14 protein-coding genes are annotated in these 14,493 nt (G+C 63.8%); 8 read left to right on the top strand and 6 right to left on the bottom strand.

Annotated elements, in window-relative coordinates; genetic code table 11:
- Position 1: 1 nt before the first annotated feature.
- From KSS97_RS12535 to KSS97_RS12500, 8 genes are all read left to right on the top strand, one after another.
- Complete coding sequence (locus KSS97_RS12535; protein ID WP_030142595.1) at positions 2-946, top strand: DUF58 domain-containing protein; 945 nt, start codon at positions 2-4, stop codon at positions 944-946.
- Complete coding sequence (locus KSS97_RS12530) at positions 943-1,437, top strand: DUF4381 domain-containing protein (RefSeq protein WP_030142596.1); 495 nt, start codon at positions 943-945, stop codon at positions 1,435-1,437. The genes KSS97_RS12535 and KSS97_RS12530 overlap by 4 nt, the downstream gene beginning before the upstream one ends.
- The gene (locus KSS97_RS12525; protein ID WP_198798284.1) at positions 1,430-2,509 is read left to right on the top strand and encodes a vWA domain-containing protein; all 1,080 of its coding nucleotides are present in this window, start codon (positions 1,430-1,432) and stop codon (positions 2,507-2,509) included. Before KSS97_RS12530 ends, KSS97_RS12525 begins: the two co-directional genes overlap by 8 nt.
- Positions 2,506-4,239, top strand: a complete 1,734-nt coding sequence (locus KSS97_RS12520; protein ID WP_217861771.1) for a vWA domain-containing protein — start codon at positions 2,506-2,508, stop codon at positions 4,237-4,239. The genes KSS97_RS12525 and KSS97_RS12520 overlap by 4 nt, the downstream gene beginning before the upstream one ends.
- Entirely contained in the window at positions 4,236-5,873 is a 1,638-nt protein-coding gene (locus tag KSS97_RS12515) for a BatD family protein (protein WP_217861770.1), read from the top strand. Before KSS97_RS12520 ends, KSS97_RS12515 begins: the two co-directional genes overlap by 4 nt.
- A 284-nt stretch (positions 5,874-6,157) precedes the next feature.
- Positions 6,158-7,402: an exonuclease SbcCD subunit D C-terminal domain-containing protein gene (locus KSS97_RS12510; protein WP_198798281.1), complete on the top strand. Its 1,245-nt coding sequence runs from the start codon at positions 6,158-6,160 to the stop codon at positions 7,400-7,402.
- Complete coding sequence (locus KSS97_RS12505; RefSeq protein WP_217861769.1) at positions 7,399-11,040, top strand: AAA family ATPase; 3,642 nt, start codon at positions 7,399-7,401, stop codon at positions 11,038-11,040. Before KSS97_RS12510 ends, KSS97_RS12505 begins: the two co-directional genes overlap by 4 nt.
- Positions 11,037-11,639, top strand: coding sequence for a glutathione S-transferase (locus KSS97_RS12500; RefSeq protein ID WP_217861768.1), 603 nt, complete (start codon positions 11,037-11,039; stop codon positions 11,637-11,639). Before KSS97_RS12505 ends, KSS97_RS12500 begins: the two co-directional genes overlap by 4 nt.
- Before the next feature lie 144 nt (positions 11,640-11,783).
- On the opposite strand, the gene KSS97_RS12495 is transcribed toward KSS97_RS12500, so the two are convergent.
- From KSS97_RS12495 to KSS97_RS12475, 6 genes are all read right to left on the bottom strand, one after another.
- The gene (locus KSS97_RS12495; protein WP_181290498.1) at positions 11,784-12,041 is read right to left on the bottom strand and encodes a hypothetical protein; all 258 of its coding nucleotides are present in this window, start codon (positions 12,039-12,041) and stop codon (positions 11,784-11,786) included.
- Positions 12,038-12,241, bottom strand: a complete 204-nt coding sequence (locus KSS97_RS12490; RefSeq protein ID WP_217861767.1) for a hypothetical protein — start codon at positions 12,239-12,241, stop codon at positions 12,038-12,040. Before KSS97_RS12490 ends, KSS97_RS12495 begins: the two co-directional genes overlap by 4 nt.
- Before the next feature lie 114 nt (positions 12,242-12,355).
- The gene (locus KSS97_RS28515; protein WP_256207078.1) at positions 12,356-12,481 is read right to left on the bottom strand and encodes a hypothetical protein; all 126 of its coding nucleotides are present in this window, start codon (positions 12,479-12,481) and stop codon (positions 12,356-12,358) included.
- A 172-nt stretch (positions 12,482-12,653) separates the two neighbouring features.
- Positions 12,654-12,833: a hypothetical protein gene (locus tag KSS97_RS12485; protein ID WP_030142605.1), complete on the bottom strand. Its 180-nt coding sequence runs from the start codon at positions 12,831-12,833 to the stop codon at positions 12,654-12,656.
- Between the two features lie 156 nt (positions 12,834-12,989).
- Entirely contained in the window at positions 12,990-14,165 is a 1,176-nt protein-coding gene (locus KSS97_RS12480; RefSeq protein ID WP_217861766.1) for a lactonase family protein, read from the bottom strand.
- Complete coding sequence (locus KSS97_RS12475) at positions 14,152-14,448, bottom strand: DUF5629 family protein (RefSeq protein WP_198798278.1); 297 nt, start codon at positions 14,446-14,448, stop codon at positions 14,152-14,154. The genes KSS97_RS12480 and KSS97_RS12475 overlap by 14 nt, the downstream gene beginning before the upstream one ends.
- Between the last annotated feature and the right edge of the window lie 45 nt (positions 14,449-14,493).

Genomic DNA, 14,493 nt, shown 5'->3' with positions numbered 1-14,493 from the left:
CATGAATAACCCACTCGCGCCCGTCCCGGGCATCCGCGTCAGCCTTTCGGAGCTGATCGAGATGCGCCATCGCGTGCGCGAAGTGCAGCTGTTTTCCACGCCCGGCCAGCGCAGCCCGTTGATCGGCCTGCACCATTCCAAGCTGCGCGGACGCGGGGTGGATTTCGACCAGGTGCGGATCTACCAGGCCGGCGACGATGTGCGCACCATCGACTGGCGCGTCACCGCACGGACCCAGGAGCCACACACAAAGCTGTTCCACGAAGAGCGCGAGCGGCCGATCTTTATCATGATCGAGCAGAGCCATCGCCTGTTCTTCGGTTCCGGGCTGATCTTCAAGTCGGTGCTCGCCGCCCAGGCCGCGAGCCTGATCGGCTGGGCCGCGCTGGGGCACAACGACCGGGTTGGCGGTTTGGTGTTCGGCAATAACACTCACTACGAAGTCAAGCCACGACGCAGCAAACAAAGCCTGCTGCAGTTGCTCAACCGCCTGGTGCGCGTCAATCAATCGCTGCACACCGACGGCGAGTCGGACCGCGACTCGTTTGGCGTGGCCTTGCGACGCGCCCGGGAGGTGCTGCGCCCTGGTAGCCTGGCGATCGTGATTTGCGATGAGCGCGCCTTGTCCGACAGCGCGGAACAACAACTGAGTTTGCTGTCGCGCCATTGCGACCTGTTGCTGTTGCCATTGTCCGACCCATTGGACCACGCCCTGCCCGCCGCCGGATTGCTGCGTTTTGCCCAGCGCGGCGAACAGCTGGAGCTCGACACCTTGAACGTCGAGTTGCGCCAGACCTACCGCGCCCAGGCCGAGGCACGGCTGGAGCGCTGGGAGATGCTGGCCCAGAAGCTGCGGATCCTGATGCTGCCCTTGAGCACCCAGGGCGACATGGTCGAACAGCTGCGCGAATACCTGAACCCCAAGCGGCCGGGGAAAACCCGATGAGCAGCCTCGACCAGTTGCAACCGCTCATGGCCCCGCCGCCCATCGGATTCTGGCCGCCCGCGCCGGGCTGGTGGCTATTGCTGGTATTGCTGCCTCTGCTGGGCGTGGGTGCCTGGCAGTTGCGCCGGTTCATTCCGGTCAAGCGCAACACCGCCCGCGCCGAACAGCCGCTGGACCCGGTCCGCCTGGCGGCGTTGGCCGAGCTCGCCCTGCTGCCCAAGCCCTACGACGGCGCGCCGGCCGGCGCCTGGCTGCAGCAACTCAACGGGCTGCTCAAGCGTTTGTGCCGTAACCATTATCCTTACAGCCAGAGCCACACCCTCAACGGGCGCAAGTGGCTGGCGTTCCTGGACAACCGCTGCCCGGCCGCCGGCCTGACTCGCTGGATGATCCTGGTTGAAGGCGCCTACAAGCCCGAATGCAAGCTCGATGACAAAGCCATCGCCGGCCTGACCCAAGCCGTCGAGATCTGGATTCGCAAACATGTTTGAATTCGCCTGGCCGTGGATCTTTGTCCTGTTGCCGTTGCCCTGGTTGATGCGCCTGGTGTTGCCAGCGGCGGACAGCGGCGAGCCGGCACTCAAGGTCAGTTTCCTGGAAGACCTCGAAGGACTCGTGGGGCGTCGCGCCCGGGCCAACCTGCCCACCTGGCGCCAACAGGCACCCTTCATCCTGCTCTGGCTGCTGCTGTTGATCGCTGCCGCCCGTCCGCAGTGGCTGGGCGAGCCGTTGCCGATTGCCGCAAGCGGCCGCGACTTGCTGGTCGCCGTGGACGTTTCCGGGTCCATGGATTTTCCTGACATGCAGTGGAAGGAAGAAGACATCAGCCGCCTGGGGCTGGTCCAGCGCATGCTCGGGGACTTTCTGGAAAGCCGCGAAGGCGACCGGGTCGGCCTGATCCTGTTTGGCAGCCAGGCGTATCTGCAGGCACCGTTGACCTTCGACCGTCATACCGTGCGGCGCTGGCTCGATGAGGCGCGCGTCGGCATCGCCGGCAAGAACACCGCCATCGGCGATGCCATCGGCCTGGCGCTCAAACGCCTGCGCCAGCGTCCGGCCCAGAGCCGCGTGCTGATCCTGGTCACGGATGGCGCCAACAACGGCGGTGAAATCGATCCCCTGACTGCCGCCCGGCTGGCCGCCGATGAAAGCGTGAAAATCTACACGATCGGCGTAGGCGCCGATCCGGAGCAAAGCGGCACGGCGGGCTTTTTGGGGGTCAACCCGAGCCTGGATCTCGACGAAGCGACCCTCAGGGAAATCGCCCAGGTCACCGGCGGCCAGTATTTCCGTGCCCAGGACGGTGAGCAGTTGCTGACGATCAAGACCACCCTCGACCGACTCGAGCCGGTGACCCAACAACCGACCCAGGCCCGTCCGGCCCAGGCGCTCTATCATTGGCCGCTGGCGATCGCGCTGCTGCTGAGCCTGTTGCTGGTGGCCCGGGAACGCTGGCCGGATAACCCGTTGCAGCGCCTGTTCACCCAGCCCTTGTTCCAGCCGTCGCAACCGTCCGAATGGCGGCAGCGGCTCAAGCGCCTGCGGTTGCGGAGGCGCCGATGATCGCGCTCTGGCCGCATTGGCTGCGCCCCGGTTTCATCCTGCTGCTGCCCTTGCTGGGCTGGCTGCTTTGGCAATTGTGGCACCGTCAGAAACGCGTGGGCCGCTGGCAGATGATCCTGCCTCCGGCGTTTCACGCAGTGCTGCTCAGCGGCGGCAGCGGCCGTGAAAGCAAGCTGCCCTGGATTGCCCTCGGGCTGGGCTGGCTGCTGATGGTGCTGGCGTTGCTGGGCCCCAGTTGGACGCGCGTCGAACAGACCAGCCAGAAACCTGCCGATCCGCTGGTGGTCATCCTCGAGCTGACCCCGGAGATGCTCGCCACCGACGTCCCGCCCACGCGCCTGGAACAGGCGCGGCGCAAACTGCTGGACGTGCTGCATAGCCGCAGCGACGCGCAGACCGCGATCGTCGTCTACTCAGGCAGTGCGCACACCCTGGTCCCGCTGTCGGACGACCTCGCCACCAGCGCCAACCTGCTCGAAGCCCTGAAACCGTCGATCATGCCCCAAGCCGGCCACCGCGCCGACCTGGCCGTCAACAAGGCCATGACGCTGCTGGACCAGGCCGGGCTTGGCCACGGACGAATCCTGCTGATCGGTTCCTCCCTGAACGAGGAGGAACGGCAAGGCATTCGCCAGGTTCTGGACGGCTCCGCCACACGCCTGCTGATGCTCGGCATCGGTACCCGGGAAGGCGCACCAGTGGCCCAGGATGACGGCAGTTACCTGAAGGATGAAAAGGGCGCGATCCTGGTTCCGCGCCTGGACAGCCCGGGCCTCAAGTCCTTCGTCAGTGAGCTGGACGGCCGCTACCGTCCGGCACGCCTGGACGACCGGGACCTGCGCGGCCTGGGCCTGCTGGAGGGACCGCGACACCTGCGCAGCGATGGCCAGAAACTGCGCCTGGACACCTGGGCCGACCAGGGTTATTGGCTGCTGTTGCCGTTGTTGCTGCTGGCAGCGTGCGCCGGGCGGCGCGGTTGGCTTTTCTGCCTGCCATTGCTGTTGGCATTGCCCCAGACCGGCCATGCCTTCGAGTTCGAGGATTTATGGTTGCGCCCGGACCAACAGGGCCAACACCTGCTCAAGCAAAAGCGCCCGGCCGAGGCCGCCGCGCATTTCGAGGACAGCCAATGGCAGGGGGTCGCCCTGTACGAAGCCGGCCGGTACAGCGAGGCCGCCCAGCGCTTTGCCGAAGGCAACGACGCCCGCGCCCATTACAATCGCGGTAACGCCCTGGCCCGCAGCGGCGAGCTGGACGCCGCGATCGACGCCTATGAGCAGGCCCTGGAACTGCAACCGGACCTGCGTCCGGCGCAGACCAACAAGGCCCTGGTGGAAAGCTTGCTGCAAGAACAAGCTCCGCCAGCGGCCCCACCCAAACCTGCCGAAACCCCGGAACCGCCCCCCAGCGAGGAACCACAGGAGACCGACAGGCCGAGCCAATCGTCCGAGCAGGGCCATCCCTCCTCCGAAGCGACCGCCACCCCGAACGACGCCCAGCCGACCGAGGATCCTCCGCCCGTTGCCCAGGATGTGCCGGGCAGCGAATTGCCCGACGAGCAGACCACCACCCCGCCGCTTCGCCCGGCCACGGGTCAACGCAACGAAGAAGAACAACGCCAGGCGCTGGAACAATGGCTGCGCCAGATCCCGGACAACCCGGGCGAACTGCTTCGACGAAAATTCTGGTATGAACAGCAAAGCCATCAGGCCCAGGGAAAACACCCATGACCCGCTTCACCGCCTATCTCCTCGCCTTGCTGCTCTGGACCGCCGGGGCCCAAGCCGCGCAGTTGACTGCCAGCGTGGATCGCAGCCGGTTGAACTCCGGGGAGACCGTCGAGCTGACGCTGGAATCCAACGATGCCACGCTGTTCGGCAAACCCGACCTGAGCCCGCTGCAGGCGCTGTTCGATGTCCGGGGCACCCGCCAGGTCAACCAATTGACCACCCTCGACGGCGAGAATCGCGCCACCACGCGCTGGATCGTGACGCTGCTGCCGCGCCAGAGCGGCACCGTGGTCATTCCCGCCCTCCAGTTGGGCGAAGTGACCAGCCAGCCGATCACATTGCAGGTGATCGAGAGCGAAACCCGCAATGCCTCCGGCACCCTCGAACCGGTGTTCATCGAGGCCAGCCTCGACCAGGCCGAAGTGTACGTACAGGCCCAGGCGATCCTGACCTTGCGCATCTACCATTCGGTGTCGCTGTACGACGACAGCAGCCTGACACCGCTCCATATCCCGGATGCTCGCACCGAGCAACTGGGCGAATCCCGCACCTATGAAAAAGTCATCAACGACGTGCGCCACGGCGTGATCGAACTGCGTTATGGCATCTACCCGCAACGCAGCGGCGAACTGGCGATCCCGGCCCAGACCTTCAGCGCCACCCTGGTCGAGCCGGTGGCCCAGGGCACCGCATCGCAGGGGGCCAAGCCCGGCCAGCTGATGCGTGTGAGTTCCACGCAACTGATGCTGACCGTCAAGCCAAAGCCCGCCAGCTACCCGGCCGACCTCCCCTGGCTTCCGGCCCGCAGCCTTTCCTTGAGCGAAAGCTGGAGCCCGGAACCGACCCATAGCCAGGTCGGCGACTCGTTGACCCGCAGCCTGACCCTGGAAGCCGAAGGCTTGACCAGCGCCCAGTTGCCGCCGCTGCCAGCGACTGAAATCAACGGCCTGCGGCGTTACCCCGACCAACCGGTGCTCAGCAGCCGCAGCAGCGAACGTGGCCTGGTGGGCAGCCGTGAAGACCGCGAAGCCCTGGTGCCCAACCGCAGCGGCACCATCGAGCTGCCGCCGGTGGAAGTGGTCTGGTGGAACACCCTGGAAGATCACCTGGACCGCACCAGCCTGCCCGCGCGGACCCTGCAAGTGGCGAACAACCCGAGCCTGATGGTCGACACCCCGGCGGGCACGACCCAGATCGTCACGACCGTTGACAGCGAGGCGCTGTGGTACTGGCAATTGAGCACGCTCATCCTCGCCTGTACCACACTGCTCGGTTTCGGCCTGTGGTGGCGGGCCCGCTGGCAACCGGCGGTGCTGCGCTCGACCCAGGCCGGGCCTAGCCCGCGCACGTTGCTGGACGACCTCAAGCGGGCCTGCCTGGCCAACGACCCGCACGCCACTCGCCAGGCACTGGACGCCTGGGCCCGGCAGCAGCCGGAGACCCTCGCGGACATGGCCGCGCGTTTCGTGCCGTTGTCCGACGCCCTCGACGGCTTGAACGGCGCCCTCTACAGCGAGACCGGCCAGCACTGGCAAGGCGAGGATTTGTGGCGGGCCATCCGCACCATTCCGCCGCTTGAAGGAACGCTGGACGGCGCCAGTGATTCGAGCTTGCCGCCGCTTTATCCCAAATAGCCGGTGTAGCAGCGGCTTCATGTGGCGAGGGGATTTATCCCCGCTGGAGTGCGCAGCACTCCCAAGCCAGGCAACTCGGAGTGCCAGATAGATTGAGTCGCTGCTATTGGGGCTGCTTCGCAACCCAGCGGGGCGGTGCGACGTTTCGCTAAATCCCCTCGCCACAAGAGCCGCGCCGGTCCATTCGACAAAGTTGAGCAGCCCCTCCCCTGCGTTTCCCAGTAAACTCTGCATTTTTGCGCCGCCTCTCTTCCCGCGGCCACCGTCTGTTTCTGGAGTCTGCCTTGCGTCTGTTTCACACCTCCGACTGGCATCTGGGGCAAAACCTCCACGGCCAAGATCGCGACTTCGAGCACGCCTGTTTCCTTGACTGGCTGCTGCGTCAGCTGGCCAGCGAAAAACCCGACGTGCTGCTGATTGCCGGCGATATCTTCGACACGGTCAACCCGCCCGTCAAAGCCCAGGAGCGACTGTACGACTTCATCGTCAGTGCCCACGAACAAAACGCCAACCTGACCATCGTCATGATCGCCGGCAATCATGATTCCGGCTCTCGGATCGAACTGCCCGCGCCATTGATGCGCCGCTTGCGCACCCATGCCCTGGGCCGCGTCCTGTGGCTGGACGATGGACAACTGGACGTCGAGCGCCTGTTGCTGCCGTTGCCCGACGCCAAGGGCAAGGTCCGGGCCTGGTGCCTGGCCCTGCCGTTCCTGCGACCGGCCGAGGTCACGGGCGCACAACTGGGGGACGATTACTTGCGGGGCATCGGCCAGGTCCATGAATGGCTGATTGCCGCCGCCAATGCCAAGCGCAAGAAAGGCCAGGCACTGATCGCCATCAGCCATGCGCACATGGCGGGTGGCTCGGTGTCGGAGGACTCCGAGCGCAGCCTGATCATCGGCAATGCCGAAGCCCTGCCCGCCAGCCTGTTCGGCCCGAGCATCACGTATGTCGCCCTCGGTCACTTGCACAAGCCACAGAAGGTCAATAGGGAAACGCGCATTCGCTACAGCGGCTCGCCCATCCCGCTGTCGTTCTCGGAAATCGGCTATCAGCACCAGATCCTCGACATCACCCTGGACGGCGAGAAACTGCTGAACGTCGAGCCACGGCTGATCCCCCGCGCCGTCAACCTGCAACGCCTGGGCCCGGCGCCCCTGGCCGATGTCCTGGTGCAACTCAAGGACCTGCCCGATATTGACCTGCTGGCCGATGTCCAGCGCCAACCCTGGCTGGAGGTGCGGGTGCGCCTCGACGAGCCGCAACCCGACCTGCGTCAGCAAGTGGAAACGGCCCTGCAAGGCAAAGCCGTGCGGCTGGTGCGAATCGCCGCCGAGTACGCCGGCAGCGGCGCCACCGCAGGCGCCGAGGAAGGCGCCGCATTGATCGAACTGGATCAGCTCAGCCCGCAGGATTTGTTCAGCCGCGCCTGGCAGGACACCTACGGCAGTGAAGTGGACGAACAGACGCTGAAGGATTTCGCCGTGCTCTTGCAGGATGTTCAGATGGAGATCGAACAGCCATGAAGATCCTCGCCATCCGCCTCAAGAACCTTGCGTCCCTGGCTGGGCCATTTGAAATCGATTTCACCGCCGAGCCGCTGGCCAGCGCCGGCCTGTTCGCTATCACCGGCCCCACGGGCGCGGGCAAGAGCACGCTGCTGGATGCCTTGTGCCTGGCGTTGTTCGGCGCGGTGCCGCGCCTGAACAACACCGGGCGGGACGCCAAGGTGCCGGACGCCGACGGTGAAATCGCCACGGGCGATCCGCGCACGCTGTTACGCCGTGGCACCGGCGACGGTTATGCCGAAGTGGATTTTCGCGGCATCGACGGTCGCCGCTACCGGGCCCGCTGGGAGGCCAATCGCGCCCGGGAAAAAGCCGCCGGCAAGCTGCAGGCCAGCCGCCAGAGCCTGCGGGACCTGGACAACGACCAGCTATTGGCCAGCCAGAAAGGCGAATACAAGGCTCAACTTGAAGCCGCCCTCGGCCTGAATTTCGAACAGTTCACCCGCGCCGTGCTGCTGGCACAGAGCGAGTTCAGTGCGTTTCTCAAGGCCGATGACAACGACCGCAGCGAACTGCTGGAAAAACTCACCGACACCGCCCTGTATACCCGCCTCGGCCGCCGCGCCTTCGACAAGGCCAAGCAGGCCAAGGAAACCCACAAGCAGCTGCAGGACCAGGCCAGCGGCGTCACGCCCCTGGCTCCCGAGGCCCGCGCCGACCTGGACGAGCGCGTGAACCAGGCCCAGCAAGCACTCAAGACCCAACAGGCGCAGCTCAAGCAACTGGAGCAGCAACAAACCTGGTTGAAGGACCTGCGCCAGTTACAGGACGAACAGGCCAGCGCCGCCGAGCAACTGCAACAAGCCCAAGCCGATTGGGAAGCGCAGGCCGATGAACGCCTGAAGCTGGTCCGCCTGGAACAACTGGCGCCGCAGCGGCATCAGTTCATCCGGCAGGCGGAACTGGCCCGGCAGTTCGAGCCACTGGCGATCAAGATCCAGCAGCTGACCCAGCAGCAAGTCGAGTTGCATGAACAACAGGGCGAATTGGAAAAAGGCCTGGGCGTGGCGCAACTGGCACTGGTCGCGACCCGCCAGCAGAGCACCGACAACGCGCCCCTGCTGCGCCAGGCGTTCGATGAACAAAGCAGCCTCGCTCGCCTGAACCAGGAAGCCGGCCAGCGCGCCGAGCAGCTGCAACAGGCCCAACTGGCTTGCACCGACGGCCAGCGTACCCTCGACTCCCTACTGGAACAGCAGCGACAGGTGGGCGAACGCCTGCAACGGATCGCCGCAGAACTGGAACAAAGCACCGGGCTCGCACCACTGAGCGATGCCTGGGGTGCCTATCGCGACCGCCTTCAACAATTGATGCTGATCGGCAATCGGCTGAACAAGGGCCAGGACGAACTGGCGCTGCTGGAGCAAAACGCGGCGCGTGCCGCCGAGGACCTTGCAACCCGTCGCCAAGACCTTGAAGTGCTCTACAAGGAGGCCGACGCCGAACCGCAGGCGGTGGCCGAACAGATCCAGTTGCTCGGCAACCTCTTGCAGGACAACCGCAAGCAACTGCGCGCTTTCGAGGAACTGGCTCGGTTGTGGGCCAGCCAGCAGGAACTGGACAAACGCAGCGCGGAACTTGAGCAACGTCAGCAGCGCGCCTTGCAGGAACGCGACCGACTGGTGCGCGAAGGCGGCGAAGCCAAGGCCGAGCTGACGATCGCCGAACAGACCCTGACCGTGACCCGCGAACTGCTGGAGCGCCAGCGCCTGGCCCGCAGCGAAAGCGTCGAGCAACTGCGCGAACAACTGCAAGACAACCAGCCCTGCCCGGTGTGCGGCAGCGTCGAACATCCTTACCATCAGCCCGAAGCACTGCTGGAAAGCCTCGGTCGCTTCGATGAAAGCGAACAGGCCAACGCCCGCAAAGCGGTGGAGCTGCTCAACGAAAAAGTCATCGATCTCAGGGCGCAATACAGCGGCGTCATCGCCCAGCTCAAGGAATTCAAGCAACAGCAGGAACAACTCGCCACCCAGCATCAGGGCCTGGCGCCAAGCCTTGAAGCCCACCCGTTGTCGGCGCAGATGTTCGCCCAGGATTCGCCCAAGCGCGACGCCTGGCTGGCCCAGCAAACCAGCCAACTGCAGCTGCGCATCAGCCAGGACGAACAACGCCAGGCTGCCCTGCTCACCCTGCAACAGGACGCCGCGCGGCTGACCCAGCAACTGCGCGATGCAGAGACAGCCAACCAACAAGCGTCGCAGCACCTGAGCAACCAGCAACAGGAATTGGCCCGGGATCGCCAGCGCCTGGACGAGGAGCTCGAGCACTTCAGCGCGCTGTTGCCGGCCGACACCTTGCAGGCCCTGCGCAGCGAACCGGCCGCCACGTTCATGGCACTTGACCAACGGATCAGCCAGCGCCTCGCGCAATCGGAACAGCAACGCGAAGAACTCGCCGAGCAACTTCAGCGCCAGCAAGCCTTGGAGAAAGAGCAGGATCGCCAGCAGCTCCGCGTGCAGCAATTGGAATCGGCACAGCAGCAGTTCAATGCTCTGGCCGAACAGCAACAGGCCTGCCAGGAAAAACTCACACAACTGCTGGGCGAATACTCCAGCGCCGAACAATGGCAGCAGCAGCTCGACGTGGCGCTGGAACAGGCTCGTCAGGCCGAGGCCAGCGCCAATCAACAGTTGCAGGACCTGCGTAACAACCTCGTGCAACTGGCGGCCGAACTCAAGGCCCGGCAGGAACAGGCCCAGGCGCTGGAGGCCGAACAGCAAACGTTGGCCGCGGGCATCGCCCAATGGCGCGCCTCTCACTCGGAACTGGACAACGCGGCGCTCGACGCCCTGCTCAGCCTTGACGAGCAACAAGTGGCGCAGTTGCGACAACGCCTGCTCAACAGCGAAAAAGCCATCGAGCAGGCCCGCGTACTGCTCACCGAACGGGAGCTGCGCCTGCACAATCACCAGGCGCAAGACAACGGCAACCTGCCGGCCGAACAGTTGGCTGATGCCCTCGCCACGCTGCATGAGCAATTTACCGCCAGTGAACAACAGTGTGCGGACTTGCGCGCCGAGCAAGCCGAGGACCAGCGTCGACAGAACGCCAACCAGGCCCTCGCCCAGCAGATCGAGCAGGCCTACACCGAGTACCAGCGCTGGGCACGCCTGGATGCGCTGATCGGCTCAGCCACCGGCGACCGCTTCCGCAAACTGGCCCAGGCGTACAACCTCGATTTGCTGGTGCACCACGCCAACGCCCAGTTGCGGCAATTGGTTCGCCGCTACCGCCTCAAGCGCGGCGGCAGCATGCTCGGGCTGCTGGTGATGGACACCGAAATGGGTGACGAACTGCGCTCGGTGCATTCGTTGTCCGGCGGCGAAACCTTCCTCGTTTCCCTCGCCCTGGCGCTGGGCCTGGCGTCGATGGCGTCCAGCACGCTGAGAATCGAGTCGCTGTTCATCGACGAAGGTTTCGGCAGCCTCGACCCGGAGTCGCTGCAACTGGCGATGGATGCCCTCGATGGCTTGCAGGCCCAGGGCCGCAAGGTCGCGGTTATCTCCCACGTGCAGGAAATGCACGAGCGGATCCCGGTGCAGATTCAGGTGCGCCGCCAGGGCAACGGGTTGAGCACGGTGGAGGTGAAATGAGCCAAGCCACGCTGTATTCCTTCCGCCGCTGCCCCTACGCCATGCGCGCTCGGATGGCGTTGCGCTACAGCGCTATCGCGCTGGACATCGTCGAAGTCAGCCTCAAGGCCAAGCCAGCCGAAATGCTAGCGCTGTCGAGCAAGGGTACGGTGCCGGTGTTGCACGTCGACGGGCGAGTCATCGATGAAAGTCTTGAGATCATGCGCTGGGCACTCGACCAGCGTGATCCGCAGGATTGGAGGCTGGCGGACGACCCCGAGGGCCAGCGGCTTACGGCGGAGCTGATCGAGGAAAACGACCAGGTATTCAAGCTTCACCTTAACCGCTACAAATACCCGGAACGTCATCCCGAACAGCCGATGGAACACTATCGAAGTGAAGGCGAAGCGTTTCTGCGCAAGCTGGAAGAACGGCTGCAAGCGCGACCGTTCCTGGTGGCGGCGCACCTGAGCCTGGCGGACGTCGCAGTACTGCCGTTCGTGCGCCAGTTTGCCCATGTCGATCGCCAGTGGTTTGCCCAGGCGCCCTACCCTCGGCTACAGGACTGGCTGGAGGGTTTGCTCGATTCCGAGCTGTTCGTGGCGATCATGGCCAAATAGATATTGATCCAGCGCGCGTGCTTTTGTGGCGAGGGAGCTTGCTCCCGCTCGGCTGCGCAGCAGACGCTTTGGATATAGCCCGAATGGGCCTGCTGCGCAGGCCAGCGGGAGCAAGCTCCCTCGCCACACAGCTCGACAACCTGTTCACGCCTCGGCGCTGCACATGCGCACTCTGGCGCAATCAATTTGAAACGGCCCAAACACCGCCACCCTTGGCTTGACCGGCGGATTCCCCACCAACACGCCCAATGCCCGGGCGGTGAGGATGTTATGGGCGATGTTGTGGTTGCACTCGATCGTCCGCGCCAACGACCCCGCCGACGCCTGCCCCATTCCGAGTAAGGAAAAACCATTGGTGATGAATGCCAGGAAGGCGATCACCCAGAATTTGCACCTGCTCATGCCCCGGCGGCTCCTTTCACTGCGCCCTGTTCAACAGCGACAGCGGAGACTGGATGATGACCAAAGGTGGAAGCCTGCAGGGAGGTCTCAACGATGCCCTCATACTGGGCTCCAACACTGACCAGCAGCACCAACGCCACATAGAAACCAATGGCTATATAGGCGCCGTGTTTGGCAGAAGACAGGATTGCGCTGGCCATGGGGTTCTCCGTGGGCATGTTTGAATGCCCACAGGATCAATCAAATAAACCGTTATGAGTAGCGACTAGTATGCATAGTCACCATCAGTTTTATTGATTGATAGAAAGTCCCCTTCAGTCGCTCAGCAAGCTCAACAACCGCTCCCGAGCCACTTCCAGTTCGCCGGGAACGGGCTGGGCGGCCGAGACAATCGGGGTGGAATAAAGGAACAGCAACATCACTGCCAGACGCATCGCCATGGTGTCGATCCTTAGCGCAAAGGAGTCAATTAACTAGCGTCAAATTTAAACACATGGCCATGTGATATCACAACGGGATTTTCCTCCCGAACGCACGAAGCCTGCGATCTTGTCTCTCCCTGGAACTGCATGGGGAGATGAAAAGATCGCAGGCTTCAGTGGTCAGCGTGATTCAGTGTTGAGTCTTGTGGTCCAGCGCCGCGTAGAAGTTGGCGCTCTGTTGCAGGTATTTCTCGGTGTAGCTCTGGGTGCGGTTTTGCTTGTTGCTGATTTCGACGCTGGCACTGGCCGGCAATGCCACGGTGGCGGAGATGGCGGAAGCAGCGATAACGGAGAAGAGATTCAGGTTCATGGCGGTAGTCCTCGGATTCAGTTGGCTGATTTGCCCGGTGGGGCCGTGAAGCAAACTTACGCGCCGAGGCGTCTCGCCTTGAAATGCTTTGTAATACTAGCGACTATCAGCCGCGTTGATACAACGGCGAATGCCCCGAGAATCGGGGCCTTCGCGTTATTGACGAACGAGGAATTTCAAATCGCTCGGCGCATCCATCGGCAACTTCTGGACGGTCTTGCCCAGCAGGCCGGTCTTTGGATCGCGCTCGATGACCACGATCTGGTTGCTCTTCTGATTGGCGACCAGGATGAATTTTTCGCTCGGATCGAGGCTGAACTCCCGGGGGTGATCACCCTCGACGGAGCGCCGTTGCAGCTCCTTCAGCGTGCCAGCAGTCGGGTCGATGGCGAACACCAGGAGCTCATTGGTGGTGCCACGATTGCTGACATAGAGAAACCTGCCATCCCTGGAGGCATGCAACGCTGCCGCCGCTTTACCCGGCTGGGGTTTTCCGTCAGCCAGATTGACCAACTGGCGCTGGGTCAGGCGACCGTCCTGGTAATCGAATACGGCGACCTGGGCGGTCATTTCCATCGTCAGCCAGGCGTGCTTGCCGTCGCCACTGAACAACAGGTGACGCGGCCCGCTACCCGGCGGCAACTGCACGAACGGCGGTTCGGCTGGCGTCAGCGGCATTTCGGGGTTGGCCTTGGGGTCGTAGCGGTAGACAAACACCTTGTCCGCCCCCAAGTCATTGGCGAACACATACTTGCCATCGGGTGAAGGCACCGCCGAATGCACATGGCCGGACTTCTGCCGCTCGGGATTGACCCGACTCGGCTGATGGCCGCCCGCTTGCACCACCGGCGCCAGCTTGCCGTCCACGCCCACCGGCAGCACCACTAAAGTGCCGCCTGGGTTCTCCAGGACGGAATAATTACTCACCAGCAAATGCTGGCCGTCCAGGCTCAAGCTGGAATGGGTCGGCTCGTTGCCCAGGGACTGCACCTGGTTGATCAGGCTCAGCTCATGGGTCTTCGGGTCGATGGCATAGCTGCTGACCTTGCCCACCGGGTCCTTCTGGCCCGGCCCGTTTTCGTTGACGACGAACAGTCGCGTCATGTCCTTGGACAAGGTCAGCCAGGAAGGGTTATCGGTCTTGATCACTTGCAACGGGTTGGCGTCGAGCTGGCCGGTGCGGCTGTCGAACTGCAATCGGTAGATGCCCTGGCTCTGCCCGGCGGTGTAGGAACCCACCAGCAATTGATGACGATCGCTGGTGTCGGCCTGGACGCCCATGGCGCCGACGCTGCCGGCCATCAACAAGGGCCAGAAACTACGCATCTTCATGATCGGAGTCCTCATCGTCGTGGCCGCTGGTCGCTTCCACGCATTCCAAGTGGTGATCGCCCGAATCGCTGGTGATGATCCAATGCTTCAGGGCTTTGTCGAAGGTCGCGGCTTGCATCTGTGCAGGCGTGAAACGCCAGTGCTCGAGGGTGCGACCGTTCATGCACTCGACGTGCAACTGGTCTTGCTCGTCGAGGGAGAAATCGAATGCGTGCAGCCCGTCGATGATCAGCATGTCGCAGTGTTCGAGGGCTTGCAGCAGGGTGTCGGTCAGGGCAGTCATGGCGATCAGTCGGTCATTGGGAAAGCCAGCATGATAACCCAATGT

The sequence above is a fragment of the Pseudomonas alvandae genome (assembly GCF_019141525.1).
Lineage (GTDB): Bacteria > Pseudomonadota > Gammaproteobacteria > Pseudomonadales > Pseudomonadaceae > Aquipseudomonas > Aquipseudomonas alvandae.
Note: the sequence above shows the minus strand (reverse complement) of the source record. Positions and strands in the feature narration are given on the sequence as shown.

Excerpts from the sequence above, each read along its gene's own strand:
- KSS97_RS12535 (WP_030142595.1), top strand. The coding sequence starts at position 2 with ATGAATAACCCACTCGCGCCCGTCCCGGGCATCCGCGTCAGCCTTTCG.
- KSS97_RS12530 (WP_030142596.1), top strand. The coding sequence starts at position 943 with ATGAGCAGCCTCGACCAGTTGCAACCGCTCATGGCCCCGCCGCCCATC.
- KSS97_RS12525 (WP_198798284.1), top strand. The coding sequence starts at position 1,430 with ATGTTTGAATTCGCCTGGCCGTGGATCTTTGTCCTGTTGCCGTTGCCC.
- KSS97_RS12520 (WP_217861771.1), top strand. The coding sequence starts at position 2,506 with ATGATCGCGCTCTGGCCGCATTGGCTGCGCCCCGGTTTCATCCTGCTG.
- KSS97_RS12515 (WP_217861770.1), top strand. The coding sequence starts at position 4,236 with ATGACCCGCTTCACCGCCTATCTCCTCGCCTTGCTGCTCTGGACCGCC.
- KSS97_RS12505 (WP_217861769.1), top strand. The coding sequence starts at position 7,399 with ATGAAGATCCTCGCCATCCGCCTCAAGAACCTTGCGTCCCTGGCTGGG.
- KSS97_RS12500 (WP_217861768.1), top strand. The coding sequence starts at position 11,037 with ATGAGCCAAGCCACGCTGTATTCCTTCCGCCGCTGCCCCTACGCCATG.
- KSS97_RS12495 (WP_181290498.1), bottom strand. The coding sequence starts at position 12,041 with ATGAGCAGGTGCAAATTCTGGGTGATCGCCTTCCTGGCATTCATCACC.
- KSS97_RS12490 (WP_217861767.1), bottom strand. The coding sequence starts at position 12,241 with ATGGCCAGCGCAATCCTGTCTTCTGCCAAACACGGCGCCTATATAGCC.
- KSS97_RS28515 (WP_256207078.1), bottom strand. The coding sequence starts at position 12,481 with ATGGCGATGCGTCTGGCAGTGATGTTGCTGTTCCTTTATTCCACCCCG.
- KSS97_RS12485 (WP_030142605.1), bottom strand. The coding sequence starts at position 12,833 with ATGAACCTGAATCTCTTCTCCGTTATCGCTGCTTCCGCCATCTCCGCC.
- KSS97_RS12480 (WP_217861766.1), bottom strand. The coding sequence starts at position 14,165 with ATGAAGATGCGTAGTTTCTGGCCCTTGTTGATGGCCGGCAGCGTCGGC.
- KSS97_RS12475 (WP_198798278.1), bottom strand. The coding sequence starts at position 14,448 with ATGACTGCCCTGACCGACACCCTGCTGCAAGCCCTCGAACACTGCGAC.